This window comes from Lignipirellula cremea, from assembly GCF_056501455.1.
Map to the genome: position 1 here is coordinate 985,814 of NZ_CM151415.1, position 25,904 is coordinate 1,011,717.

At 63.8% G+C, this 25,904-nt stretch carries 21 protein-coding genes; 4 read left to right on the plus strand and 17 right to left on the minus strand.

All coding sequences use genetic code 11. From position 1 onward, the window contains the following. The first annotated feature begins 15 nt into the window (after positions 1 to 15). Positions 16 to 2,952 carry an HYR domain-containing protein gene (locus tag SH602x_RS03845; RefSeq protein ID WP_479475550.1) on the plus strand — a complete coding sequence of 979 codons (2,937 nt, stop codon included), beginning with the start codon at positions 16 to 18 and terminating at the stop codon, positions 2,950 to 2,952. A 238-nt stretch (positions 2,953 to 3,190) separates the two neighbouring features. Next, positions 3,191 to 5,683, plus strand: coding sequence for an HYR domain-containing protein (locus SH602x_RS03850; RefSeq protein ID WP_479475551.1), 2,493 nt, complete (start codon positions 3,191 to 3,193; stop codon positions 5,681 to 5,683). Positions 5,684 to 5,786: 103 nt separating this feature from the next. Here the strand turns inward: SH602x_RS03850 and SH602x_RS03855 are convergent, their stop codons facing one another. From SH602x_RS03855 to SH602x_RS03910, 12 genes are all read right to left on the minus strand, one after another. Continuing rightward, the gene (locus SH602x_RS03855) at positions 5,787 to 6,173 is read right to left on the minus strand and encodes a hypothetical protein (RefSeq protein ID WP_479475552.1); all 387 of its coding nucleotides are present in this window, start codon (positions 6,171 to 6,173) and stop codon (positions 5,787 to 5,789) included. A 162-nt stretch (positions 6,174 to 6,335) separates the two neighbouring features. Beyond that, entirely contained in the window at positions 6,336 to 7,871 is a 1,536-nt protein-coding gene (locus SH602x_RS03860; RefSeq protein WP_479475553.1) for a hypothetical protein, read from the minus strand. 124 nt (positions 7,872 to 7,995) lie between these two features. Next, on the minus strand, positions 7,996 to 8,460 hold the full coding sequence (locus SH602x_RS03865) for a carboxypeptidase-like regulatory domain-containing protein (RefSeq protein ID WP_479475554.1): 465 nt from the start codon (positions 8,458 to 8,460) through the stop codon (positions 7,996 to 7,998). A gap of 102 nt (positions 8,461 to 8,562) precedes the next feature. Continuing rightward, the gene (locus SH602x_RS03870) at positions 8,563 to 9,879 is read right to left on the minus strand and encodes a PQQ-binding-like beta-propeller repeat protein (protein ID WP_479475555.1); all 1,317 of its coding nucleotides are present in this window, start codon (positions 9,877 to 9,879) and stop codon (positions 8,563 to 8,565) included. A 299-nt stretch (positions 9,880 to 10,178) separates the two neighbouring features. Next, the gene (locus tag SH602x_RS03875; protein ID WP_479475556.1) at positions 10,179 to 11,915 is read right to left on the minus strand and encodes a recombinase family protein; all 1,737 of its coding nucleotides are present in this window, start codon (positions 11,913 to 11,915) and stop codon (positions 10,179 to 10,181) included. 122 nt (positions 11,916 to 12,037) lie between these two features. Then, positions 12,038 to 12,607 carry a DUF2213 domain-containing protein gene (locus SH602x_RS03880; RefSeq protein ID WP_479475557.1) on the minus strand — a complete coding sequence of 190 codons (570 nt, stop codon included), beginning with the start codon at positions 12,605 to 12,607 and terminating at the stop codon, positions 12,038 to 12,040. 2 nt (positions 12,608 to 12,609) lie between these two features. Further along, entirely contained in the window at positions 12,610 to 12,831 is a 222-nt protein-coding gene (locus tag SH602x_RS03885) for a hypothetical protein (protein ID WP_479475558.1), read from the minus strand. Positions 12,832 to 12,857: 26 nt separating this feature from the next. Further along, entirely contained in the window at positions 12,858 to 13,307 is a 450-nt protein-coding gene (locus SH602x_RS03890; protein WP_479475559.1) for a hypothetical protein, read from the minus strand. Between the two features lie 14 nt (positions 13,308 to 13,321). Next, entirely contained in the window at positions 13,322 to 14,722 is a 1,401-nt protein-coding gene (locus SH602x_RS03895) for a terminase large subunit domain-containing protein (protein WP_479475560.1), read from the minus strand. Then, entirely contained in the window at positions 14,719 to 15,096 is a 378-nt protein-coding gene (locus tag SH602x_RS03900) for a hypothetical protein (RefSeq protein ID WP_479475561.1), read from the minus strand. Before SH602x_RS03900 ends, SH602x_RS03895 begins: the two co-directional genes overlap by 4 nt. Before the next feature lie 82 nt (positions 15,097 to 15,178). After that, on the minus strand, positions 15,179 to 15,787 hold the full coding sequence (locus tag SH602x_RS03905; RefSeq protein WP_479475562.1) for a recombinase family protein: 609 nt from the start codon (positions 15,785 to 15,787) through the stop codon (positions 15,179 to 15,181). Between the two features lie 145 nt (positions 15,788 to 15,932). Then, positions 15,933 to 16,358: a hypothetical protein gene (locus tag SH602x_RS03910; protein ID WP_479475563.1), complete on the minus strand. Its 426-nt coding sequence runs from the start codon at positions 16,356 to 16,358 to the stop codon at positions 15,933 to 15,935. A 376-nt stretch (positions 16,359 to 16,734) separates the two neighbouring features. On the opposite strand from SH602x_RS03910, the gene SH602x_RS03915 reads away from it, so the two are divergent. Together SH602x_RS03915 and SH602x_RS03920 are read left to right on the plus strand one after the other, a co-directional pair. Continuing rightward, complete coding sequence (locus SH602x_RS03915) at positions 16,735 to 17,877, plus strand: DNA cytosine methyltransferase (RefSeq protein ID WP_479475564.1); 1,143 nt, start codon at positions 16,735 to 16,737, stop codon at positions 17,875 to 17,877. A 66-nt stretch (positions 17,878 to 17,943) separates the two neighbouring features. Continuing rightward, positions 17,944 to 19,311: a transposase gene (locus SH602x_RS03920; RefSeq protein ID WP_479472661.1), complete on the plus strand. Its 1,368-nt coding sequence runs from the start codon at positions 17,944 to 17,946 to the stop codon at positions 19,309 to 19,311. 54 nt (positions 19,312 to 19,365) lie between these two features. Here SH602x_RS03920 and SH602x_RS03925 read toward each other — a convergent pair whose 3' ends face one another. From SH602x_RS03925 to SH602x_RS03945, 5 genes are all read right to left on the minus strand, one after another. After that, complete coding sequence (locus SH602x_RS03925; protein WP_479475565.1) at positions 19,366 to 20,022, minus strand: type II restriction-modification system restriction endonuclease; 657 nt, start codon at positions 20,020 to 20,022, stop codon at positions 19,366 to 19,368. Positions 20,023 to 20,331: 309 nt separating this feature from the next. Further along, a complete protein-coding gene (locus SH602x_RS03930) occupies positions 20,332 to 21,207 on the minus strand; it encodes a hypothetical protein (protein ID WP_479475566.1) in 876 nt (291 codons plus the stop codon). Positions 21,208 to 21,364: 157 nt separating this feature from the next. Next, complete coding sequence (locus SH602x_RS03935) at positions 21,365 to 21,706, minus strand: hypothetical protein (RefSeq protein WP_479475567.1); 342 nt, start codon at positions 21,704 to 21,706, stop codon at positions 21,365 to 21,367. A 1,260-nt stretch (positions 21,707 to 22,966) separates the two neighbouring features. Beyond that, a complete protein-coding gene (locus tag SH602x_RS03940; protein ID WP_479472661.1) occupies positions 22,967 to 24,334 on the minus strand; it encodes a transposase in 1,368 nt (455 codons plus the stop codon). 271 nt (positions 24,335 to 24,605) lie between these two features. After that, a complete protein-coding gene (locus SH602x_RS03945; RefSeq protein WP_479475568.1) occupies positions 24,606 to 25,829 on the minus strand; it encodes a polysaccharide biosynthesis/export family protein in 1,224 nt (407 codons plus the stop codon). Positions 25,830 to 25,904: the final 75 nt, after the last annotated feature.

Consider the following 25,904-nt stretch of genomic DNA (forward strand, 5'->3'; position numbering starts at 1 on the left):
TTCGAGGATTCCTGAATGTCGAAATTTCTCAGCGCTGGCAGCCGGTTCTCCGTGCTGCATCGCCGGCCGTTTCTCATCGCCTGGACGGCGGCGCTGCTCGCTGTCGCGATCGTCGCTCCCGCGGCCGCCCAGACGACGTGGACTGTGCAGTCGAACTACTTCGCGGAGCGAAACGCTCTCGCCCAACCGCGAACCGTTCGCAGTCTCGCGCTCAGCGCCGACGGAACCTCGATCTACACGGGCTACATCCAGAGCCCGGGCGCCGGAACGCAGGTGGTTCGGAAGGTGAGTTCCGACATCCTGGCCGTCGCAGGAACGGACACCGTCATTTTCGGTAACGGAGCCGGCCCAGGCGGCGTCGGCGGTCTGGGTCCGGTCGTCGGAACCAACCCCATCTATCCGCCGACGTTCACCACGCCTGGCGTACCCGGTTTCGAGGCCTGGCTGCACGTCTCGGCAAGCAGTCCTCGCGGTCTCGCGACCGACGATCGCGGCAACGTTTATGTATCGCTACGTGACAGCAGCATCGTTCGCATCTACGACGCGAATCTCTCGACGACGCCGCTCGGCGCGTTCGGGCTGACCAAACCTCTTGGAGTCGCGGTTTCGAAGCAGGGGAGCACGTACTACGCCTACGTCGTCAACACCAACGAGGTCCGCCGCTGGGACGTTACCGACGTGGCGTTCCCTGTTTTGGACGCTAGCTGGACGCCGCCGCTGATTCTGCCCGGCAGCGAAGAAGGAAACGGCATCACAGTCGACGCCGACGGCACCGTCTTCGTCGCCGCTTCGGCGACCAGTCGCGTCTATCGCATCTCCGCGGACGGCCTCACCGTCATCTCCTCCGCGCCGATCAACGCAGCGGCGGACGTCGCGGTTTACCAGGACAAGGTCTACGTCGTTTCGCGCGTCAGCGAGGCGACGCCGGCCGTGGTTCCGCCCATCAAGCAACTCCTCAAGGCCGATCTCAGCGCCGGCGGCGCCGACATCGTCGTTCCCGACTTCGGCACGGCGCGCAGCACGATCGCGCAGTTGACCGGCATCGAAGTCAGTTCGGACGGACGGCTGTACGTCTCCGAAGAGAACTATCTGGGAACCTCCAGCGGCATCCCGACCTACACGCCGCCGGCCACGTCGTTCAATCCGACGCCGACGGCGATCACGGGTCGCATCTATTTCGATCGCGTCCTCGTGTCGGACGCGATTCCGCTGAATCTGCCGCCGGTCGTCGTCTCTCCCGACGTCGTCGACGGCGGTACCGTTCAGGTGAAGGTCGGTCAGACGCTGGATATGAGCTTTCTGGCGACCGACCCCGAAGCGGGCGCGATGTCGCTGAGCGCGACGGGCCTGCCGACCGGAGCGACCTTGACTCCTAACGCGGGCACGACCTCCCCGTCGCCGTTCGCGACTGACCTTTCGTTCGCGCCGAATCCGTCGCAGTTCGATACCTCGTACGTCGTGACGCTGTCGTACGAAGATCCTGCGAACAAGATCGGCAGCATCTCGTTCACCATCCAGGTGCCGAAGAACGAAGTTCCGACCGTCACGACCCCCGCGGCGGTGTCCATCGAATGCAAGGGGGGCATGAACCTCGTCACGCTCGCCGCCGACGTCGATGACGCCGACGATCACCCCCTGACCGTCACGTGGAAGGTCAACGGAAACGTCGCGCAGGTCGACAACGTGGCGAATCCGCCGGGCACGGTCGTCTTCCAGTTCGACTATCCCCATGGTCCGAATACCGTCGTGATCGACGTAACCGACGGCTACGACCTCGCGACTGCCTCCACCACCGTGACGGTTCGCGATACGACGTCCCCGACGATCATCGTCGCGGAAGACGTCGTCGTTCCGACCGACCCGAACAAGGCGTTCGCGACGAACGTCGTTCTGAAGGAGCCCGAGGTCTTCGACCTGTGCGACGGCGATCCGACGCTGACGAACGACGCTCCGGTTCGGTATCCGCTCGGCGAAACGACCGTGACCTGGACCGCGACCGACGCCGACGGCAACGTCTCGACCGGTACGCAGAAGGTGACCGTCGTCGATCGCGAACCGCCGCAGATCGTGGGCGGGTCGAACTTCACGGTGAACGTGGACCGGGGCGAAATCTTCGCTACGCCGCGACTCCCCCGACCGGAAGTGAGCGACAACGCTCCGGGTCCGATCACGGTCGTCGACGACGCTCCGTCGCGATTCCCGATCGGCAACACACGCGTGACGTGGACCGCCACCGACGCGGCCGGCAACGAAGCGACCTGGTCGCTGGTCGTCAAGGTCGTCAATCGGCGCCCCGTCGCCGACGCCGGCAACGACCGCGACGCGCTGATGTATTCGCGGAAGGGAGGCGACCTGAAACTGGACGGACGCGGTTCCTCGGATCCTGACCGTCAGGACCTGACGTTCTTATGGAGCGCTCCTGGCGTGCGGTTCGACGATCCGACGTCCCCGACTCCGATCGGGTCGTTCCCTGTCGGAACGACGCGCGTCGTTCTGAGGGTCACCGACGAGGCAGGTTTAGTCGACAGAGACTCCGTACTCGTCCGCATCGAGTACGCTCAGCGGCTCGTGATCGACAGGCGAGCGTATGGTCCGTACGTCCGGCCGTTCGTCGAAGAGGCAATCACCCGCTGCGGAGGTCTCGCGGACAGGGCGCCGACGAACGCGTACTTCGCCGCCGCGGTCGACGCCGCCCGGCTGGCCGGCGAGTACGACCGGGCCGCTGCATCGATCGACTACGTCGACGGCGGCGACTTCCCGAACCGCCTGGGCCTCTATCGTCACCTCCGATGGTACCAGTCGTACTTCAGCTTCTACACGAGGGAGTACGTGCAGTACGCGTACTTCCAGTCGCCGGACGTCGATAGCTACTACGACGAGTACCTGGCCGCCCTGACCGCCGCGTCGAACGCCGCGTATTACGGTCAGGCCGACTTCGAGTCCTCGAACTGACGGCGTCTGACCAGCGCGTCAGATCCAGCAGGAAAAGCATCGAGGCCGTCGCGTTTAGAACGCGGCGGCCTTTTCTCGTACTCGACGATGTTCGGGGAGGTTCTCAGAGTTCGACCGTCCGTACGACTTCCATGAGCGGAACGTGTACGGGTAGACTCCTGTTCGTCCGTGCGGGTGACTATCATAGCCGCTTCGCCGGCGGCGATCGCCGGACGTCGACAGGAAAGGTTGCAACCGCTTGAAATCATCCGTTATCGCCGCCGTAACGTTGATCGTTCTCGCCAGCTTGGACGTCAGTCAGGGTCTGGGGCAGGAAGAGTCGACGATCGAGTCGCTCGGTCACTTGACGACGAGTTACCGCCGCTCCTCCGGTCGCCGCGTTTCCGACGACGGCAGCGTCATCGTAGGCTGGTCCAACGGCCCGATCGGCAAGCCGCATGGATTCCGGTGGACCCTCGAGGGAGGCATGCAGGAGCTCGCGCCCCATCCGCTGGATGACGAGAGCGACGCCCATGGAGTTTCCGGCGACGGGACCGTCGTCGTCGGACTGACTTACGGAGCGTTCCGAAACGCGACTCCGGCACGCTGGAAACCCGACGGCACGCTCGAGGAACCTTACGCGCCGGACACGTTCGATCGCGGCGTCGCGTACGGCATCTCGGGCGACGGCGATTTCGCGGTCGGCTACGGCGGAACCATCAACCGCCTGCCGTCGCATGCGTATCGCTACAGCGACTCGGCGCCGCCGTACGACCTGGGAACGATCGGAGGGTTCAACGGCATCAGCGTCGCCACGGATGCGTCGTTCGACGGCAGCGTCATCGTCGGCTGGTCGGAGTCGGATCAGCCGTTCCGGCGGGCCTTTCGATGGACGGCGGCTACCGGCGTGCAACCGCTCGAACTCGGCGATCTGGGGACGCGATGCGCGGCGACCGCAGTGTCGGATGACGGAAATACGATGGTCGGCAACTTTAATCCGAATACGACCGCCGAGTACGGTTTCGTCTGGACGGCCGCTGACGGAACCCGGACGCTCCCGAAGATCGTGGCAGGGTTCAGCGGCAAGTCGTCGGCGAACGACGTTTCTGCGGACGGCTCGCTCATCGTCGGAAGGTGCGATACGTTCAGCCAGCCTTTCTCCGACGGCGGCGCCGCCTGCGTCTGGAAGAACGGCGAATGTCTCTCGCTGTGGGACCTGCTGGAGCACGAGTATCCGACCGACCTGGAAGGATGGAGCCGACTGGACAGCGTCGAAGGCGTTTCTGCCGACGGAACGACTCTCACCGGACACGGCCTCTATCGCGGGGATCAAACGGCGTTTCGGCTGACGCTTCGCAACTCTCCCCCGACGGTGGCGCCGATCGAGCCCGTCACGGTCGAGTGCGAAGGGGATTCGAACGTCGTCGTTCTGTCGACCGCCGTGGGCGACGACGGGAATCGCGTGACCATCCGGTGGAAAGTGAACGGCGAAGTTCTTCAAGAGGAGAAGAACGTGCCGCCCGGATCGACGGCATTCGAGCACGACTTTCCGCACGGCACGAGCAGCGTCGTCGTCGAAGCGAGCGACGGCGATTCGACGACCGCGTGGGGCACGACCGTCACCGTTTCGGACACGACCGCTCCGACGCTGATCGTCGCAACGGACGTCGTCGTTCCGACCGACCCGACGAAGGACTACGCGACGAACGTCGCGCTCACGCCGCCGCAGGTGTTCGACCTCTGCGACGGCGAGCCGGATCTTTCGCATGACGCGCCCGAGCGGCTTCCCGTCGGGCAGACGATCGTGCGCTGGCGGGCGATCGACGCGGACGGAAATCAGTCCACGGCGAACCAGCGCGTCACGGTCGAGGATCGCGAGGCGCCGTCGCTGGAGTCGCCGTCGGACGTCGCAGTCTATTGCGACTGGGGCGAGGTCTTCGCGACGCTGCGACTGACTCCGCCTAACGCGGTCGATAACGTTACGGACTCGGTCGTCGTGAAGTCCGGCAGGGGCCTGCGCTTCCGCATCGGCGAATCGCGAGTGACGTGGACCGCGACCGACGAAGCGGGCAATTCCGCGACGAAGTCGATGATCGTGAACGTCGTCAACCGTGCGCCCCGCGCCCGTCCCGGCAAGACCGTGCGGATCGAGGCGAAATCCGAGAGGGGTGCGCCCGTTCGGCTCGACGGCAGCGCCTCCTCCGACCCCGACGGACACGCTCTTCGTTATTCCTGGCGGGCCCCGGGCGTTCGGTTCAAGAACTCTCGAATTGCCAAACCTCTCGGCACGTTTCCGGTCGGCACGACCTCCGCGACGCTCACCGTCACGGACTCCGCAGGAGCGAAGAAATCGGCGCGCCTGCGGGTCGTCGTGACGCTCGCGAATTCGCGGGAGCGGCCGCGCGGGGCTCTCGCGAACGTGGCGTTCGACGCAGCCGCGGTCTCCGCGCATCGCGGCGCTGCCTCAGGTGCAGTCAGCGATGCCCGCGCGATCGGTATCGCACATGCGACCTCTGCGCAGCGTCTCGGCTACCAGGCGGGCGAGCGGATTCTCTGGACCGAGGGAAGCCTGTCCGAGGATGCGACGCTGGAGTACGCGACCTTGCGTGCGGAACAGGCACGGCACGGGACGATCGCGGCGACGGCGTGGCTGGAAGCCTACGCCGAAGAAGGCGACGCTGCGGCGCTGGCCGCGGCAATCGACGCGCTGAACGGAACGTCGTACGCCTGGGCCGATCTCGCAGAACGATGATTCGGCGGGCGGCTGAGCTCGGCTCATGAGGCCGTCGCGCTCGCGACGCTTGCAGTCGTTCGTCCGGCTGCAAGCGTTCTCGAATTAAGAGAGCCGCTTGCCGTTACGGAGCGGCGGGAGCGGGAGCGGCGTCCGACGCGGCCGTCGTCGTCGCGGCGGCTTCCTTCTTGCGCTTCAGTTCCTGTTCGTTCTGCCAGAAAGCCCGGACGCGTGCCAGCTTCTCGCGCTGATCGGGGGTGAGCAGTTCCGTCATCTCCGCTTCGCGCTTCGCCTCCAGCGCCTCGATCTGCGCTTCCAGTTCGTCGATCTGGGCTTCGTACTTCTTCTGAACCGCGTAAAGCCGGTCCTTCTGCTCCGGTTCGACGACGTCGCTCCAATAGGCGGGAAGTCTTCCTCGCGGCGACTTCCGGGGCGTCGTTTCCTGGGCCCCTGCCACGGCGACGGCCAACCCCAGCACGAGCGCTCCCTTCAACCATACCGATCGACTCATCTTTAGCTCCGACAGCGGTGTTTCGCGGGACGATATCGCCGGCCGCGCGGACGGTCGGCGGCCCCGCCGATTTTAACTGGGGAGCCTTTCGATGCAATAAAAGCGTTCCGCCGGCGCCGGCAGGCCCGCTGCCTTCGACCGATTCGGGTTCCCCGCGCTGCGTCACGAAATGCCGAGCAGCTCTCGCGCCTCGGCGTATCCAGGCGCGGGGTGGCCGAACTCGCTCGCCGTGACGCGAGCGAGCGCGATCAGGTGCCGGGAACGGAACGTAGGACGCGCGATCGCGTATTCCTCGCACACCGTTCGGTAGTACTTCTCTGCATGGAGGGCTCCGTCCTCGCTGACGGCGTAGCGGAGCAGCAGATCGAACGCCGGACGGTCGGGCAGGCTTGACTCGCAATAACGATGCATGGCCGCGCAGGCGCGAGCCTGCTCGTTCGCGCGGATCGCCTCCTCCGTGATCGCGAGGAGGGTCGCTCCGTCGTTCGCCGAAACCGCCTCGGTCGACTCCACGTAGTGGGGTTGCGGCAGGGAACGCCCCGCCTGTCCCGCGGTATGGAAGGCGCCGGCGATCAGACTGGCGACGCGATTGCGCGACGAACTGACCCGGGCGATCGATCGCCACGCGTTGGCGGCGTCTGACGCGTGGACGCCGACCGAATCGCCGTGGACGCAGCCAGGCGGCTTCTCGGCGTTGCTGTTCTCCTTCGTCCGCCCCGGATCGTGCAGAACCAGTCGAGTCGCCGCGAGCGAAAGCGCCTCGCCGACCGCTTCGGGATCGAATCCCTCAGCGAGCGCGGCAGCGACGGCCTCCGCCGCCTGAGCACGCGAATCGGAATAGATGGCGGTCGAGAGCGCTTCGATCCAGGCATCGTCCGGCCGGCGGGAGCCCGGCGACTGGCCGAGCAGCTTGTATTCCTCCATCAGCTTCGGCATCAGATCGCGCAGCGGCGAGGGCGCGTACTTGCGATCGCGCATCTGCTGTTCGGAGTCCAGGCAGAATCGCAGCGACTGCCTCAGCAGCGCGCTGGCGTACTCTTCTCCTGCGACGTCGAGCATGGCCCAGGCTCGCCAGGAAAGGACGACGCGATGCACGTTCGCTTCGTCCTGCACCGCATACTGCAGGGCGTCGAACGCCTCGATGGGCGAACGGGCCGCCAGGCCCGCCAGGCTCGATTCGGCGCCGGACCAGTCGACGGCGCGCACCGCGCTTCTCAAGTCTTCGCCAGTCGACGCGTCTCCTGACGCCGCGACCAGGTGCAGCGCGTCGTGATCGTCGGCGCCCTGCTCCTGCATGCGGCGACTGTTGCGGTGGAGCACCTTCAAAACCGGCAGCAGCCGCCGATCCTCGGGCGATTCCTGGGCCATCTGCAAGGCCGGAACGAGCGCCATGAACGTGTGGTAGCCGGTGTAATCCTGACCGGCGAAAGCTCGCGCGTTCGCGAGCGCGCCGGCTGCCGTCAACGTTCGCAGGCTGGTTCCGGCTCGCGACTTCTCGACCAGGAGGGGCAGCAACCTGTCGGCGGGCGTCTGCTGCATAAGAGAGACGAGCGGCTCTAGCTCGCCGAACGTCAGGCGCTCGTCCCCTTCCGCCGCGAACGATCGGGAAAGTCCCAAATCGAAAGCGGTCGCAGAGCCGAGGCTCGCGACCAGCATTCCGCGTCCTACATCCGCCAGGAAATCACGACGAGTAGCCATCTTCGGGCAGCCTTGGAGAGGAGGAGTCGGCGCCGACCGGTCTTCGCGGATTGTACGTCTCCTCTCTCGCGATCGCACGGAAATCTTCCGGCGCCGCATCCAGGCCCTGCAGCCGCGCGCCGCGTCACTGGCTCGTCAGGTCCAGCTTCAGAGGAAGCTCCATGTCGGGTTTAACCTCCACGTCGAACGGCGTCGTCTGAAGCGTGCCGTACTTCTCAGGTAACAACTCGACCGCCTGAACGGGCTTCGCTCCGAGCGACGACTCCACGAGCGCTTCGTTCGCGGCCCCCTGGTTCTTCAGATCGGTCTTCTTCACGATCGCCTTGTAGCTGCCGGGGCGGGCGCCGTCATCGTCCTTGAACGTCGTGAGCGTGAACGTTCCGTCCGCCTTCGTGACGGCGCGGGCCGCGTTGCCGCTCCCCGGAACCTGCGACATGAGCAGCACCGCCGCGCCCTCCACCGGTTGGCCGTCGAGCGTCACCACGCCGTTGACGGGGACGGTTTCGGGGTAACTCGGCCCGCATCCTGCGAAGAAGCCGACGGCAAGGACCGCCAGAGACGCGACGCCGTGAGAGAAGAGCTTTCGCATGGTCGGTCGGACGACGAGAGGTCGAAGAAGAGAACGAACAGAGGCCGAAGCGATCGTCGCCCCGGCCTCTCGTAGTTTAAGAAGTATCTCGCCCGCGCTCGATCAGGAAGAGGCGCTGACGTCATAGCACATGAGCTTGTCCTGCTCGCGGAGATAGAGCTTCCCGTCGACCACGACCGGGTGAGCCCAGCTCTCCTTTTCCTGATAGGCGGGGGTGAACTCGCCCAGCAGGCGATACTCTTCCGGCGTCGCTTCGATCAGCGCGACCAGGCCGTTCTGATACCGGAAGATCAGGCAGCCGTCGACGAACAGCACGGCGGCGGAACCCTTGCCCGGCCCGCGATCGACCCACTTCACTTCGCCCGTGGCGGCTTCGATGCAGACGGGCAGGCCCTGGCCGTGCTGGTGACCGGCATAGATATAGTCGCCGATCTTCACCATGCCGCCGTGATGATTCTGGAAGTCGTCCGACTTGAGGAAGTAGACCTCCTCCGCCTTCACGCCGCCGTCCGCCGCCGAGAGCTTCACGAGCGCCGCGCCGGTTCCGTAACCGCTGGAGGCGAAGACGAAGTCGCCGTAGGGAATGGGCGTCGGGATGTTGGCGACGCCGTTGGCGACCTTCTCGTAGGACCAGAGCAGCGCTCCGTCTTCGGCCCGAATGCCGATCAGGCCCTGACCGACCAGCGTGACGTACTGACGAACGCCGGCCGCTTCGGAGACGACGACCGAGGCGTAACCCGCCCCCTTCTTGAGGTTCTTGCCGCGAGCGTCGGTCCCTTCCGCTTCGGGACCGCCGCAGCGCCAGATCTCTTCGCCGGTCTTCTTGTCGAGCGCGACCACGATGGCGTCGTCGCCGCCCGGCGTGCAGATGACCTTGTCGCCGTCGACGAGAGGCGACTCCGAAAAGCCCCAGCCCGACATCATGCGACCGCCGAAGTCGTCCTTGAAGCTGCGGCTCCAGACGACGTCGCCGCCCGCGGAGTCGACGCAGGAAATTCGTCCGTCGGAGCTGACGACATACAGGCGATTCCCGTCGATCGTGGGCGTCGAACGCGCGCCTTCGTACGAATGCTCCGGCTTGCCCTCGGTGAGCTTCGTCTTCCAGAGGGGAGCGGTCTGTCCGTCGGCGATGCAGATCAGGTACTGGCCGTCGGCCAGATTGCCGGTGGTGTAGATCTTCCCGCCGTCGATGCTGACGCTGGCATAGCCTTCGCCCATGCCTTCGGCGGTCCAGAGCAGCTTCGGCGGCGACTTTTCCCAGTTCTTGTTCAGGCCTTTGTACGACGACTGGCCCTCGCGACCCGGCCCGCGCCACTGCGTCCAGGACTTGCCGGGCTGCTGTGCCCAGGCGGCGGGAACCCCTGCCGTCGCGATTGCGGCCGCAGCGACGATGGAAAGGGCGAACGGCTTCGACAGCATGCAGGACGCTCCGTCAGGCGAAGGAAGAATTGCGACTGTCGTTATTCAAGACGCCGCGAGCGAACGAATCGCCAGGCGCCGAGAACGTCAGCCAGGAGGCGGGCGAAGAATCGTCGCTCGCGAGATTCCATCCCTGAAGATGACGGAATCGCTGGCGAACGACGGGCAGGCCGTCAGTCTAGGGCGCCTGCCGGGCGTCCCGCAAGCGAGCGGGAGGGCTTTGGAAACGCCGGAACGGCGAGAGGATCGGGGTGGCCCGGATTGCTTGCCAATCCGGGCGGCGCAGCCGCAAGAGGCGGTCAGCGGCGGTCAGAATTAAAGCACGAGGTTCGCTTGGGACCCTCTTGTCGAACTTTGTTCGACCCAGATTGCAAGCGAAGTGCGGAAGGTTTTAAACCCACCGTAGCCGCCCGCAACTCGGCATCAGCCGCAGCACGATCCGCGGCGAGTTCCGCATCCGCGGCAGCGACACCCCGTAGGAAATCCCTGCGGAGGGTCGCGTTCGCCCTGGCGGCAAAATCCTCCAGCCGCGTACCCATAGCGTACAGCGGTCGCGGATCGCCGGGGAACCTGACGTTGCCCCGGAGCGTCACAACAAACTCGCCCGACTCGTCCTTCCGAACGAACACGCCGTGCGGCGACAGCGCCTTCGCGTCGCCGAAGAGATGGAGGAGGAACTGCTTAACCTCCTCCAAGGGCAGTTCGCTCCATTTCCTGCCCCAGAACTGATCCTTTAGCCGGATGCGCGTCAGCATGGCGGCCGACTGCGTGTGTTCGACGCTCGGCATTTCCGCGAGTTGCGTCTCGACGTCGCGGAGTTGATCAGAGAGCCGTTCACGGTCGGCCATCAGGCTGTCTTGCTTGGCGATGAGCAACGATGGATTCGCGCCCTTCGCGATGGAGTCGACGAGCCGTTGGATCTCCCGCTGAACGCCCCGGTGGAGCTTTTCGCAGCGGGAACGCTCCTTTTCGAGCCGCTTCCGATCATCCTCGGATGGCATCGCCTGAGCGACGGCGGCGTTAAACGCAGGCTCGTCCAGAAACTGCTCGTACAGATAGCCGAGCACGCTCCTTTCGACCTCATCCACAGGCACGCCGTTAAACCCGCATCCGACGGTCCCCTTGTGCCGGTAATAGGCGTATCCGTTGGATGTCTGGCCGGTGAGTGATTTTCCGCAGCATTCGCAATGGATGAACCCGGCGAGGCGGTACCGTCGGACGTCGGTTCGATTGGAGGTCCGGTTGTGTTCGAGGCGCCGCTTCACCTGCGCGAGCAGGCGAGGCGCAACAACGTGCGGAATTGCCGGAACCTCGAACTCCTCGTGAATCCCTACGTCCTTGCTGCTGAACTTGACGACGTATGTCCCGGTCAGTTGCGCATCGTGCACCCAATACGAAACCGACTTCTTGTTGCCGAGTTGAAGTTCCCTACACAGGTCCGTCAGGCTCTCGCCGGCAACGTATCGCTTCAACGCCTCGGCGATTCGTTTCCCCTTGTCATTGACGTACCAGCGTCCGGTCGTCTTGTCGTAGTCCCGACCGATGGGGCGCTTCGGACTCCACGGCTTCCCCTCCCGAGCACGGGCGATGCGCCCTTTGCAGGTCCGTTCCAGGATCGACAGTCGTTCGACCTCGGAGAGGCCGGCACCTACAAAGTTCGTGAGGGTGCGGCTGCGATCCCCGCTGTCGTAAGTCCCCCGCGTGTCCATCAGCCGAACGTTGAACGCCTTCATCAGCGTTCGGGAGGACGCGATGATGTCTGTGCCGTCGCGTCCGAAGCGATTGATGTCGTAGACGACGATCACGTCGAAGTCGCCGTTCGCGGCGTCCCGCATCATGCGGGCAAACTCGTCGCGTCCTTCGATCTTGCTTCCGCTCTTGGATTCGTCGATGTACCAGCCGACGATCGTCCAACCGCGTGCGGCGGCAAAGCGTTCAATCTCGGCCTTCTGCGTCGGGATCGACGTGTTATCCCGCTGTCCCTCGCTCGACGTGCGGCAGTAGCCAGCCACACGGAGCACGATAGTTGTTTTCATAACCTTGACCTTTACCTCGACCGTCGCGGGAAAAACAGGAGGGCGGCTGGCTATCCGGTCAAGGATAAATAGCCCGGCTCGCGTAGCTACTCCCGCGCCGTGCCGCCCTCCATTGGATTCGCTTACGTGCCGCAGAAATGCATCGCTGGAGCGAGCAGCGGTTCGTAAGCGTGTTCGTTACGCACCAGCCCGGCGCCGTCGGCGATCGAGCAGGCTCCTACTTGGTCCGGAAGGATCGCCAAGTGATCCGGCTGGAGGTTCTGAGCGACCATCTCGTACGACTTGCCCCCGTACGATCCGCGGCCGCTCGTCGCTTCGAGTACCAGCCCCGTCGATACCTCCATCGTGCGCTTCGACAGGATGGCCTGCCGGATGCGACCGTCGACCGACGCCACCCGTTCCACGTCGATCCAGGCCTCGGCCCGCAGGCGTCGGTTGTGGTAGCTGACGTTAAATATCGTGCCGATCTTCTGACGGTTGAAGACCTGCGGATTGCCCGCCAGCCCGTCGGAATACATGTCGGGGTGATAAACCACGACCGGCTTGCCGTTCCAGGCGCGGGCTGATTTCCGCAGTTCGTCAGCCGGGTAAAAGATCGGACCTCGGGAGCCGTTAAGCACCCCCTCGACGATCATCACCGCCGGCACGACGTAGTGCGGTCGGCCTTCGAGGTCGCGGATGGAGATGTTCATCGCTACTCCAGCGAGGGGAGAGCCAGGGGTTCCGGGATAGCGCCCCCTGTCGAGGGCTCAGGCGCGTTGCCGGCGCCGGAGTACCTCGGAGGCGGGTCCGGCCAGTCCGCCGCGTTATACGCAGCGACAGGAGGCCCTTCGGCCGTGGGAGGCGCTACCAGCGGTTCGGGCAGGTCGCCCCCGCCGTGGCGGCTACTGACGTTGCAGACGTAAAGTTCGCGCATGACTCTGGTTCGCTCCTGATTGGCGTTCAAATCTTGATCTCGTTGATGGCGGCGAGGTACGCCTCCGTGTCGGCGATGTTCTCCGCGTCCGCCCGCTCGGCGTCGATCAGGCCCTGCGGCTTCGCGGCCTCCATCCGATCGCGGGCCAGCTTGAGGGCGCCGCGGCATTGCTTCACGATCTTCCGCGAGTCCCTGAGCTGTCCGACCGCTTCCTGAGCGCTGCCGTACTCGGCGTTCGCGATCAGCGCTTCGCGGAGCGTGTTGAAGTCGTTCTCCGCCTTGCGGAGCAGCGCCTCGCGATAACGCACCTGGATCTTCGCCCGTTCGTACTTATCTGCGGGCGGATCGATATAGGCGCCGTGCGGATGGACTTCCCGCATGGCTCCGTTGCTGAACATCAGCCAGCCGTTGATCTGCACGGCGTCTTGCCCGTTGCGGATGTCGAATTCTTTCGCTGCCTGCATCGCCTGCGACATAACCTCGTCTCCTCCTAAAGAGCTCCCACTCGAATGACTTTCGCGGCGGCTACGTCCGCCACGCCTGCGACCGCGTTGGCGACGTCGTCATGCCCGCCCGGCGGGTGGTCGATGATGTCCCGGCCTCCGCTCCGCGTTCTGCGTTCCAAGCTCGCGAGCTGGTCGATCAGCGCCTTGTCGTCGAGCAGTTCGACTTCCCGGCTGCACAGCCTGGGGAGCAGTTCGCTGTATAGCTCCGACTTCGCCTTCTCCGCCTTCTGGTAGCGCAGGCCGTTCGCCTCGAACGCTCGCGCTACGAACTCGGCGGCGTAGTTGTCGCCCGTCACGCGGCGCAGGTCGTAGCGCTTGATCTCACGGGCCATCTGCCCGATGACCTCCTGAGGGCTGAACGGCGGGCGGTAGCGTCTCAGGAGATCGATCACGACGACGCGGCCTGAGCGGTGGGCGATGGCTAACGCCGCGTCGTCCCGGCGACCGCCGCTGACATCGACGAATGCCCAGTACCGCACGTTGCTCTGCGGGAGCAGTTCCAAGCGATCTTTGACGACCAGTTGTTCGATCACGGCACGCGGCAAAAACTCCGCGATGTCATCCCTGAACTCGCCGAGATACTCGCTCTTCGCGGCTTGGAGATCCTCGGCCAGCGCGTCGTCGACCACCGACTGCGGCAGCGTCGGGTTCATGTACCGGGAGGGCGCGTTCCAAACGAGCGTGCGTCCGGCGTCGTTGCCGAAGTTGCGTTCGTACTGCTCGAAGCACCAGGCTCGGCGGGCGTACGGGCTACTGATGCAGATCAGCTTGCCGCCGGAGGTCGCCAGCGACGGCTGGATCGCCCGGATCAGTTCCGTGTCGCTCTTTACCTTGCTCTCGGCGTCGTATCCGAAGAACGCGGCCTCGTCGATGATCGCGGCGAGGAGGGTAAACCCGCGGACCGTGCGCCAGTCGCCGGCGAGGATCTCGATGCGATTGCCATTGCGTAGCTGGAACCCGTCCCGCGTCTCCTCAGCGACCTCGGCGTGGAGGAGGGGCGTCTCGAAGATCGATCGCAGGTAGCCTTTGACGATCTGACCCTGTCGCTTCGTGGGAGCGCAGACGGCGACGATGCCCTGTTCGCCCTTCGATAGTTTCGCCTCGCGACCGGCTAACGCCGCTTCGTAGGCTCCGATGACGGCGGCGATACGCGACTTGCCCGACCGTCTGCCGGTGAGGAACAACGCTGTATTGAACCCCGACGCCGGCAGCAGCTCAGGGTCGCGCCCGGTGCATAAATGAACTGGCTGGCCGGCCTGCCCAAGCTCAGGCCGGAGTCCATAGATGCACCGGAGCGCCCTGATCCAGCGTTTCCAACTCTTGATGTCGTCGCCGATGAACGGGCGGAAGAGGTTCGGGTCTTTGATCGCCTGGATGATGTTCATGCTCGGCCTCGCTCGCTGACGTAGGCCTTGAGATCGACGACCTTCTTCGTCTGCCGCTCGATGCCGATGACTTTGGCGAGCCCCTGCAAGCTGTTCACCGCCTGGATCCAGCGGCTGAGGAGTTCGGGGCTCGCGGTGGGGTTCTGAGCGAGTTCCAGTTCCCACGTCTGCACGGTCGCTTCCAAAAACACGAACCGCTCGATGAGGGAGAGCTTCGTATGGGCGAGCGACCCCTCGCCGCCCGCCTCCTCCACGATGGTTTCGTAAGCGGCGACCAGACGCTGGCAGACCTCCGTCCGACCGTCGAGCTTCCGCATAAAGCCGCGTTCGTACTTGTCGGGGAGTTGCTTCTGTTTCTTGGTCGCCGTCGCCATCGCGTTCCCGCGCAGTTGTGGGGTATCTGCCCTCGGTCTGACTTCCAAAGCGGCGGTAATGTAACGCCGTCAAATCTGGTGGCTAGACATTCCTTTTGATTTCATCCACAGCCACCCCCTCACGCTTGAGAGCGTCATATAACGCCTGCCGCGTCTTGCCGAGTTCGCGGGCTGCGGAGGAGAGCGAGTGCCCGGATTGGATGAGGGGCACGATGTCCTTGGCGAACAACTTGGGGCGCTTCCCGAGCTTTACGCCTCGGGCCTTCGCCGCCGCGAGCCCCCGCTTCGTGTTCTCGCGGATGTTCTCGCGCTCCATCTGAGCGATGGCGAACAACACGCTCGCCACCATCTGTCCGACCGTGCCGTTGAAGTCGAGTTGCTGCGATACGGCCACGACCCGCACGTCGTTCTCCAGCCAGTCGCCCAGCACGTTGATGCCGTCGCGGAGGGAGCGACTGAGGCGGTCGAGTTTCCAGCAGACGACCGTTTTGACCCTGCCGTTGAAGATGTCCTTTTGCAGCCTCTCGAACTCGGGCCGCTTCGTGGTCGCTCCGCTCAGGCGGTCGACGTACCAGCGGGCGCCGTCGATGCCGTGGCCGTCGAGGTAGTCCTGGATCGCCTTCTCCTGCGACTTGATCCCCTTCTCCTGATCGAGAGTTGATACACGGACGTAGACTCCGGTTTTGCTCATGACTTTGACCCTTGTGAGTAAACGCAAAGAGGCCCGGGGAGCCCCGGGCCTCGCACAACCTGCTTGTCGTCGCCTGTGTCGCGTTTGGAGGGCCGGGGGAGTGTGGTGAGCCCCCTCAGCGCCTCCGCACGCGATACGCGCCGCCTTACGCGGTCGTAAAGCCGGCCTCCGTCTCCTTCGCCAGCGACTTGGCGAGTAGGCTCTTCAGGTGGGCGCGGATGCGACCCTTGTCGAGGCCGGTCTTATTGGCGATGTCGTCCACGCTGATCGCCTTCTTACTGAGGGTGGCGTTGATGGTCGCCGCCTGGCTCCCCTGGCGGCAGCCGAACGAGTCGCGGGCGACCTGCTCCTTCTTGGTCGCCTCCTTCGCAGGGGCGGCCGGGGTCGCCTTGGTCGCGGCCTTCTTGGTGGCGGTGGAGGCGGGGGCGCTCTTCGCAGGGGTCTTCTTCGCGGCCATGGTGGTGTCCTCGTGCGTGGTGGTGGTGGAGCGTACGACAGGGTGAGCGCCCGCCCGCAGCTTGTCGGCGTAGAACCTCCGGGCCGCGTAGGGACAGGTAAACGAGCGCGACACGCGGAGTCCGCGACGGTCGTACTCGACCTGAACTTCTGGCTGGCGACCGGAGATCCGCATGGTGAGCCGGGAGCGTTAGGGAACGGGTGTTCACTACGCGGCCCAGTGTACGCAGCCCCTGCGCAGGGTGTCTACCGAAGGCTCGTTATCCCGGACGGCTCAGGCGGAGCCGCGTAGCAGCGGGTTTACCGGGATTCGAGGGGCCGGAGCGGGGGTAACTCCGCGACCCCTAAACTTCACGCGATCGTCAGCGGCGGCGGGTAGGGGCAGTACGGCGGAGAGTCCGCTATGGCGTGCGAGCGAGCAAGTGGTTCCCGCGAGTCCGGAAGCCGATACAATCACTCAACAGGTGGTCGCCAAGGAGACGGAAGCATAGATGGATGCAGTTGAACTATTCGCAGGGATCGGCGGATTTCGCATCGCGAGCGATAAGTGCGGATTCCGCACCGTATGGGCTAATGACCTTGCCCCACTCTCATGCTCGGTTTATCGGTCGCAATTCGGAGAGCGTGAGCTAGTCGAGGGCGACCTTCGCGAACTGCTCCCGTCCGTTCCACCGCATGACCTCTTAACCGGTGGATTCCCCTGCCAGCCTTTTAGTAGCGCTGGAAAGAAGGAGGGCATTCGTGACGCACGGGGCACGCTGTTCAGCTTGATTGTCGACGTGTTGCGAACACACCGGCCCAAGTACTTTGTTCTCGAAAACGTCAAGCGCTTGCTGTCAATGGAGCGGGGTACGCACTTCGCGACCATTCTCTCCGCATTGGCGGAATTGAATTATGGTCTTGAGTGGCGCCTACTCAACGCAGCCGATTGTGGACTCCCGCAGAATCGGCAGCGAGTGTTCATTGTGGGCGTGCGAAATGAACAGTCCGCTACGCCTCTCTGCTCGCGACTTGCCTCAGCCGAAGATCTATCTCGGCATAAGAACTTGCTGGATCGCATCACCGAGCCGCAATGGTGGAGTGATATTGCCGATCACGGCACAAAGTTTCCGAACTGGGGACTCGTCGCCGATGGGAGGTTCTTCTCGGCCGTTCTATCGAGCTTCTCGCCCGCGCAGCCCCGCGTGTTGCTTACTTCCGTCCTTGAGGAAAGCGTTTCCTCGTCGTTCGACTTTACTGAGTCCACGTTGGCTCGAATTGAATCGAGCGAGGCGGTGGGACGCTTTGTCGAAGGGGTCGAGATTCTCTCCAACCAAGCAGGCGGCGCCAGAATGGGCTACACCGTGTTCGGCACGGGTGGCCTAGCTCCGACGCTCACCTCGACTGCGAGCCGACACTATGAACGATATCGCATTGGAGATCGTTATCGCCGGCTGACGAATGTCGAGTATGCTCGAATTCAGGGTTTTCCCGACGATCACTGTGCTGCTGTATCGGTCTACAACCAATACGCAATGATCGGGAACGCGGTGCCTCCTCCGCTTGCTGAATGGGTGTTGCATCGCTTGCAAGCGGCTCCCGTCATCATCGACGAGCTTCCGAGGGCGGACTCACAGATGTCTCTTTTCGCCTAGCAGCCCGTTGATTTTCGCCCTGCCTGCGCTATCCTCGCGTGATCTCGACGCGGGGGAGGAATCGCGATGGGCTTGGGCAAGCGGAAGCGGGAGACGCAGGGGACGTTCTGGGTTCCGACGGACAAGCTGGGGAGCGGTCCGCGAAACGTCTTCTACGACCGTCTGAACGGGCTGCTGGCCGAGATCGAATTCGACGGACGGCTCGAAGAGGCGGCCGCTCCGTACTACGAAACGACGGGGCGAAAGAGCCTGGCGCCGGGCGTCTACTTCCGGATGCTGTTCATCGGTTACTTCGAGGGGATCGACAGCCAGCGCGGCATCGCCTGGCGCTGCGACGACAGTCGCTCGCTGGCCCGTTTCCTGGGCTTCGGTCCCGGCGAGGAGACGCCGGACCATTCGACGCTCACGCTGACGCGAAACCGGCTGCCGCTGGAGATCCATCAGCTCGCGTTCGACCTGGTTCTCGGCCTCTGCCACGAGAAGGGTCTGCTCAAGGGCAAAACGCTCGGCGTCGACGCCAGCGATCTCGAAGCGAACGCTTCGATGAAGTCGATCGTCCGCCGGGAGAACGGCGACGACTGGCAGGAGTACGTTCGCAAGCTCTACGAAGCCGAAACGGGCGTAAGCGACCCGGACGACGAGGAGCTGCGCCGCTTCGACAGGAAGCGGAAGGACAAGAAGGTCTCCAACGACGAGTGGGTCAATCCGCACGATCCCGACGCTCGGATCGGGAAGATGAAGGACGGTCGCACGCATCTCAAGTACAAGGTCGAACACGCCGTCGATCTGGAGACGGACGTGATCGTCGCGGCGGAAGTCTACGAAGGGACCGCCGGCGACTGCCGGACGATCGAAGATACCGTGAACGCCGCGCGAACGAACCTGCGCGAGGCGGGCACGGGCTGCGACGTGGAAGAGGTCGCGGCGGACAAGGGCTATCACAGCGAAGAGTCGCTCGACCGGCTGCAGCACGAGACGCACGTGCGGACGTATATTCCGCAGCCGAAGCGAGCGAAGTCTCGGAAGCGAAAACGCAAGCCGCCGAGTCGTCAGGCGGCCTATCGTCGCAATCGCCGGAACGCGCGCGGACGTCGCGGTCGCAGGCTGCAGCGTCTACGAAGCGAGAAGGTCGAGCGGACGTTCGCGCACGTGCTCGAAACGGGCGGCGGCAGGAGAACCTGGCTTCGCGGGCTGGCCAAGATCCGCAAGCGCTACCTCGTCGCCGCCGTCGCTTACAACTTGGGACGGATCCTGCGCCAACTCCTCGGCGCCGGTAAGCCGAAACAGTTCGGAGAACTGGGAGCAGCGCTTTCCGCCGCGTTTGGGCTCTCCAGCTTCGCTGATTTCGCCGTCGGATCGCATCGAGCGATCTTAAGCATCTCGGTCGCCGTCCGGCTCCCGCTCCTGATGCCTCGACGCTCAGCGACCTTTTGAACGCTCAGGCTCTCGCGAACAGGGAAATCAACGGACTGCTAGACGAACGTCCGTCTAGCAGATCCTGTGAATTCCAGCGGTAGTGCCCGCTCGCTCGATGACCCTTGAGTATTGCAGCCGCCATTGCAGGGCATTTGAAATTGTGAGGTAGCCCTGCTCAAGCCCGTCAGCCAAGAGTTCGTCGGCGATCTGCCCGACGGTGATCTCATCGACCGGCAAGTTCTTGTCGTACATGAACGCAATCAGGTCATCTCGATTCCCATCGTTCTCTAAGATTGCGCGTAGCCCCTGCGTGAGTTGAAAGTCACCGGTACACTGACGATCAACATATATCACGTGCAGCATCTTTAAGTTGCCCATGGCAGCTTCGTGGTCGTCGACCTTTTCGTACACGAAGATCAGTACGTCGTAGCCAAGGCCAAAGACCTTCTGCCGTGCATTCTTGAACGGGCAGGACGATTGTGGTTGACGGATGCTGGTAGCTTTTACGTCAACGCCAAGCTCAGGGAAATCAACGCCCCGAGCTGAGCAGCCATCGCTAAATCGGTACTTTAGGTTTAGCCACGTTCGGAACTTGTGTTCAATGTAGGTTCCTACTGCCTTTCCGTCGGTCACCCCGTATATCGCCGGTTCGGCATGGCACGACTCCGACTCGGCAAAGGCACAGGCTTCCCTGCGTAGGTCGTCGATGGTCAGCACCGGCTTGTTCACTGCAGGCTCCCCAATGTGGTTCGAGTGTTAGCGGCTGCGGGCCGTTCGGACCAGCGACGTAACCGCTCGTAGCGTAGTCTAACCGGCGGGCGGATGGTCCGGACCGAGGTCGCTCATAACCTCCCGCACAGCAAGTCAACTTACCCGTCGTGATGGTCGAACGAAGATGGCAACGCACGAAACATGCAGCAGCTGGATCGGCCCACTGTCGCTGCTCGTCGTAGAGTCCGGGCGGCATGGACGACTCTGGAGCCGGGGAGCCTCCTCCACACGCCGTCGAGCCTGTAGCGAGGCATAGAGTAAAGCCGTCTATTCCGTACGAAGAATCTTGTCCAAGCTCTGCTTGATCTTTGAAGCGGCGGTTCGACAGCCCTCTCGGACGGCCTCAAGCGTCAGAACATCACTGTTCGGGATAGACTCCGCGATCAGATTCATTTCGACTCCCATGACAATCGCTGACTGAATAGTTGCGTTAGCGAACTGTTCCAATTGTTTGAACCCCGGGCGCGATTCCTGCCCAAGCATGAAGTCTGCTGCATCCGCGTGGTGATGGAGCATCCGCATTAGTGAGCGGCGAGCGTTGTAGTCGATATGGTCCAGAAGTTCTTTGGGCGTTCCGTATTGATTGTTGAGCAATGCCTGCGCGATCGTGAGTTCTGAGACATAGTGCATGGCGTATGCATCGGAGATCGTTTGCGGCAACCTAGTTTCAAGGTTCTTTGCCTTGCTCGACGCCATGCTGGTAAAGGCAGCTAGACCGGATTGCTGAACTCCGCAGTGGATCTGCAATGCGGCCATAGCGGTCGCAAACAACTGAGCGTTTGCCAGCCGGTCTTGATGGGATGCCATCTCTTGATTGGCCTTCAGCGTCTCGCCAAGCTCCCTGCGAGTGTGCTGTAGCTCTGCCTGCTGCTTGAGGAGAGCGAGCGCTACGAACGCCACGCCCAGAGCAGAGAGCAGAGCGTTGATCGCTCCAAAGCTATCGCCGAACACACCGGCACCCGTGGGCGTAGCGCGGAGGCCGTCTGCCTCACCGAAGTCGATGCCGATCAGGTACGGCAATGACCCTGCGGCCCAAATGATGACGGCAACGACGATGAACACCCAAACCGCCCAGCCTTGCTCGTACCATTGTTTATTGAGGTCTCGATCTTCCGTGCTCGGGGTTTCAGGTGCGGCTTCCATCGCGGTGGTTCTCGCGTTGCGGAGTGGTGCAATTCGCGAGCATCATCCCCCGCGTCTGCACTCGCCGCAACTCACTCGCCAGCCTCCGTCTGACGAGCCGCCTGTCGCGGCCCGTCGCTTGAGATACCTGGCTCAGTGGGCACCGGAGCCGTTTCGCCTACTCCGGCTTGCGTCGCCGCGCTTCGCGTTTCTGGCGCAGAGCCTCGTCGGCCATTTCCCTGGCGATCGCGTCGAGGTTCCGACGCCCCAAGGCGATCCACCGATCCGCCGACTTGGTCTCCGAGCCAAAGAGATGATCGCGAGTGATCCAGCGGCGCTTGAGGATCTCCTTCGCCCTCTTGAGTTCTGCGGCGTAAACTGCCTCGCGCTCGTAGATGATCTCAGCCCTGGGATTGCGGCTGCAGGTGAGGTGCTCTGGAAAAAAGCGTGAGCGTCGCAGCTCGTTCCGCTCCTTCCGCTTGCGCCGCCGTGTCGCCGCCTCGCGCTCCTCCTTTTTCAAGTTGGAGTTCCGACGCTTGTCCTCGTCCTTCCAGGCCTCGCGAGTCTTGTATTGCGTGCCCCAGAGGGTGTTCCGCCCGATAAGCGGGTCGTCACCGCCTGGCGCGGGGGCCGAGGTTGCCACAGGTGGCCTTCGTCGAGTCATCGTCTGCGTCTCCGCTGCTAGTGAGCTAGGCCCCAGGATTGAGCCTGATGTTTAGGAGTCGCAGGCAGCAGCCAGAGGGTCGACGCAGTTTTTGGAGATTTGGACTTTCGCTGAGGAGTCTGACCCAGGCCGATGGGATTCTCGCATGAGGGATGATGGTCAGTGAGGGTTTTTCTCTGGCGACTGATTCACGCATAGGCTGTCAGGCACCGTGTTTTGCGACGTTTGCTGCTCCCGCGTGCCCTCGCTGCTTTTTCTCATCTGACCACCGAGGCCCCCAGTCTTTGAGCCATCGGTAGATGGTCGCCTGCGATGGCCGACGGCCGCGGGGAGCCTTCAATTGCACTACCTCGATAATCGACCGCCGGCGCATTCCGTTCTCCCAAGCTACGACCGCGGCCAATCGCAGCGACTTGAGATGCTGCTTGACTCGCTTCAGGCGCGGCCGTCCGCCGCGATTGCCCTTCATTCGCTGCCCGCGGTCTTGCATGTACCTCCGCTCCACACTCAACGGGGCGTCAGGGCAGACCACCGTCTTAATGGGCACCCCACCTGCCGCCTCAACAACGGCCTTGAGGTCGAGGTCGCGAGGGCGAGCCTTTGTGTCCGGCTTCCCACCAACCATCTGTCCGTAAGCCGGGTTTCGGATCAATCGGCTGGTGCATTCCGCCACAAAGATCGCTCCATGCTTCTTCGCGAGCGGAACGACCTCCGCGATCCAAGCGGGTTCCCACCCCGGGCCTACGTGGGGCTGGGCGAAAATGACCACGCCTCCTTTCTCATCTACGATCCGCCGCATGTCTGATTCAGACTCAGCGAGGTTTCCCCTGCGTTCGCCATTGCTGACGCGGCACAGCAAAATCACTGGCTGACCCACCTTCAACTCTTCAAGCTTTTCAAAGTAGTCGCTGGGCGTACCCACTTCGTCGCCCCTCCCCTGTGCACGCGGGGTCAGGGTCCGAACTGTACGACGCTGCTTCGGAGTCTTACGCATTGCCGTTACCTCCACGGCCACCCCGAAAAAGAAAAACGGGAGCAGGCGGGCAGGGTGCACCCGCTTTTCGGCCCGTCGGCCTAGCAGTCCGTTGATTTCCCTGTTCGCGAGAGCCTGAGCGTTCAAAAGGTCGCTGAGCGTCGAGGCATCAGGAGCGGGAGCCGGACGGCGACCGAGATGCTTAAGATCGCTCGATGCGATCCGACGGCGAAATCAGCGAAGCTGGAGAGCCCAAACGCGGCGGAAAGCGCTGCTCCCAGTTCTCCGAACTGTTTCGGCTTACCGGCGCCGAGGAGTTGGCGCAGGATCCGTCCCAAGTTGTAAGCGACGGCGGCGACGAGGTAGCGCTTGCGGATCTTGGCCAGCCCGCGAAGCCAGGTTCTCCTGCCGCCGCCCGTTTCGAGCACGTGCGCGAACGTCCGCTCGACCTTCTCGCTTCGTAGACGCTGCAGCCTGCGACCGCGACGTCCGCGCGCGTTCCGGCGATTGCGACGATAGGCCGCCTGACGACTCGGCGGCTTGCGTTTTCGCTTCCGAGACTTCGCTCGCTTCGGCTGCGGAATATACGTCCGCACGTGCGTCTCGTGCTGCAGCCGGTCGAGCGACTCTTCGCTGTGATAGCCCTTGTCCGCCGCGACCTCTTCCACGTCGCAGCCCGTGCCCGCCTCGCGCAGGTTCGTTCGCGCGGCGTTCACGGTATCTTCGATCGTCCGGCAGTCGCCGGCGGTCCCTTCGTAGACTTCCGCCGCGACGATCACGTCCGTCTCCAGATCGACGGCGTGTTCGACCTTGTACTTGAGATGCGTGCGACCGTCCTTCATCTTCCCGATCCGAGCGTCGGGATCGTGCGGATTGACCCACTCGTCGTTGGAGACCTTCTTGTCCTTCCGCTTCCTGTCGAAGCGGCGCAGCTCCTCGTCGTCCGGGTCGCTTACGCCCGTTTCGGCTTCGTAGAGCTTGCGAACGTACTCCTGCCAGTCGTCGCCGTTCTCCCGGCGGACGATCGACTTCATCGAAGCGTTCGCTTCGAGATCGCTGGCGTCGACGCCGAGCGTTTTGCCCTTGAGCAGACCCTTCTCGTGGCAGAGGCCGAGAACCAGGTCGAACGCGAGCTGATGGATCTCCAGCGGCAGCCGGTTTCGCGTCAGCGTGAGCGTCGAATGGTCCGGCGTCTCCTCGCCGGGACCGAAGCCCAGGAAACGGGCCAGCGAGCGACTGTCGTCGCAGCGCCAGGCGATGCCGCGCTGGCTGTCGATCCCCTCGAAGTAACCGATGAACAGCATCCGGAAGTAGACGCCCGGCGCCAGGCTCTTTCGCCCCGTCGTTTCGTAGTACGGAGCGGCCGCCTCTTCGAGCCGTCCGTCGAATTCGATCTCGGCCAGCAGCCCGTTCAGACGGTCGTAGAAGACGTTTCGCGGACCGCTCCCCAGCTTGTCCGTCGGAACCCAGAACGTCCCCTGCGTCTCCCGCTTCCGCTTGCCCAAGCCCATCGCGATTCCTCCCCCGCGTCGAGATCACGCGAGGATAGCGCAGGCAGGGCGAAAATCAACGGGCTGCTAGCTCCGCGTTCTAACGAAAAGAGGCCCCGCCGCAATAGCAGCGAGGCCCCACGCAGTTTCGATTACGCTGCCTTCAGGTAGACTCGACAGACGAAGGGCAGCGTTTTAAGACCTTCCGCAGATCGCAAGCAATCTGGGCCACCCAGTTCCAGGCATGCGAAACCTCGAACTGCCACTCGACCAGCTAAGGTCGCATGAACGCCTACAGCGTCGACGCCTTCGCGAAGTTCATGGCGACGCCCTGGAACGGGACGACGCCGTAAATGCCGCGGGTGAAGACCAGTTCGATGAAGTCGTCGGTCAATTGGATCGGGCTCTTCGGCACGAGCAGCACGTCGCTGTCCCGCAGCCAGATCTCGTCCGCCGGGTTGGGGCGTTTGCCGAACAGGGCGCCTTGCAGGTCGAGCTTCGTCGCCATCATCCGCCAGTCCTCCGCCCGGCGGAAGACGACGATCTGGCGGAGGTTGCCGCCGATTTTCCAGCCGCCCGAGAGAGCGATCGCCTGCATGGCGGTCGTCGGTCCGGTCAGTTCGTAACGTCCCGGCGTCGGAACTTCGCCGAGGACGTAGACGTACCGGGGCGCCCTCTGCTTCAGCACGGGCTGAGCTTCGATGCCGTCGACGATGCGAAGATATCGCAGGTCGACCTCCCGCTTCGCTTCCTCCAGCGTCATGCCGATCACCGAGACCGTGCCGATGCCGGGAAGCTGCACCGTTCCGTCGGGCGTCACCTTGACGGTGATGCTCTGTCCGCCGAAACCGTCTCGGCTGTCGACGGTCGCCCGCAGGTCTTCCAGCTTCGTGTTGACCTTGATCGGAGTGACGGTGATCGAGGGGACGTTGTAGAACGTCTTGAATTCGTCTTCGAGATGCTTGCGCAGTTCCTCGACGGTCATCCCCGCGGCCTTCACGGGCGGGAGCAACGGCAGCGTGATCGAGCCGTCGGGCTGAATGACCAGTTCCCGGGCGAGCGCCGCGTCGGTCAGCGATTCGACCTTGATCGTATCGCCGACGTTCAGTTCGTACGGCGTCGGACTCACGTCGCGCGTCAGGCGATAGACGAAGTCGATCTCGTCGTCCGGTCGCAGGCGATAGGCGTCGACGTGCGGCCAGCGAACCGGGCCGATGTACTCGCCCTGTGCATAGGGTTGCCAGGGAAGCGGACCCCGCGCTGCCCAGGGGAGTTCGCCGCCATGGGGATTGCACGTCGCGCTGTCGACGCCGTTGATCGGATAGGGAGCCGCAGGCGTCGGAGCGCAGGTGGGCCAGCCGGGCGCCGCATGCGCTGGAACATGGTGCGACGCCGACGGCGCCGGACCGTAGAAGACTTCCTGAGCCGATACGGAACCGCCAAGCATCGATGCGGCGGCCGCGCAGGCGGTCGCGACGCGGCGGACGTCGAACAGGATGGCCGACAGGGTCTTCATGCTTCGCTCGATCGTTGGGCTGGCGCTTGTCGCACGGACACTCGGCGTGTGCGGCGCTCTGGTTCGTCGCGGTCG

Coding starts and splice junctions, on each gene's coding strand:
- SH602x_RS03915 (WP_479475564.1), top strand. CDS start 16,735: ATGGATGCAGTTGAACTATTCGCAGGGATCGGCGGATTTCGCATCGCG.
- SH602x_RS03845 (WP_479475550.1), top strand. CDS start 16: ATGTCGAAATTTCTCAGCGCTGGCAGCCGGTTCTCCGTGCTGCATCGC.
- SH602x_RS03905 (WP_479475562.1), bottom strand. CDS start 15,787: ATGAGCAAAACCGGAGTCTACGTCCGTGTATCAACTCTCGATCAGGAG.
- SH602x_RS03920 (WP_479472661.1), top strand. CDS start 17,944: ATGGGCTTGGGCAAGCGGAAGCGGGAGACGCAGGGGACGTTCTGGGTT.
- SH602x_RS03900 (WP_479475561.1), bottom strand. CDS start 15,096: ATGGCGACGGCGACCAAGAAACAGAAGCAACTCCCCGACAAGTACGAA.
- SH602x_RS03865 (WP_479475554.1), bottom strand. CDS start 8,460: ATGCGAAAGCTCTTCTCTCACGGCGTCGCGTCTCTGGCGGTCCTTGCC.
- SH602x_RS03870 (WP_479475555.1), bottom strand. CDS start 9,879: ATGCTGTCGAAGCCGTTCGCCCTTTCCATCGTCGCTGCGGCCGCAATC.
- SH602x_RS03880 (WP_479475557.1), bottom strand. CDS start 12,607: ATGAACATCTCCATCCGCGACCTCGAAGGCCGACCGCACTACGTCGTG.
- SH602x_RS03860 (WP_479475553.1), bottom strand. CDS start 7,871: ATGGCTACTCGTCGTGATTTCCTGGCGGATGTAGGACGCGGAATGCTG.
- SH602x_RS03855 (WP_479475552.1), bottom strand. CDS start 6,173: ATGAGTCGATCGGTATGGTTGAAGGGAGCGCTCGTGCTGGGGTTGGCC.
- SH602x_RS03945 (WP_479475568.1), bottom strand. CDS start 25,829: ATGAAGACCCTGTCGGCCATCCTGTTCGACGTCCGCCGCGTCGCGACC.
- SH602x_RS03885 (WP_479475558.1), bottom strand. CDS start 12,831: ATGCGCGAACTTTACGTCTGCAACGTCAGTAGCCGCCACGGCGGGGGC.
- SH602x_RS03895 (WP_479475560.1), bottom strand. CDS start 14,722: ATGAACATCATCCAGGCGATCAAAGACCCGAACCTCTTCCGCCCGTTC.
- SH602x_RS03875 (WP_479475556.1), bottom strand. CDS start 11,915: ATGAAAACAACTATCGTGCTCCGTGTGGCTGGCTACTGCCGCACGTCG.
- SH602x_RS03890 (WP_479475559.1), bottom strand. CDS start 13,307: ATGTCGCAGGCGATGCAGGCAGCGAAAGAATTCGACATCCGCAACGGG.
- SH602x_RS03940 (WP_479472661.1), bottom strand. CDS start 24,334: ATGGGCTTGGGCAAGCGGAAGCGGGAGACGCAGGGGACGTTCTGGGTT.
- SH602x_RS03930 (WP_479475566.1), bottom strand. CDS start 21,207: ATGGAAGCCGCACCTGAAACCCCGAGCACGGAAGATCGAGACCTCAAT.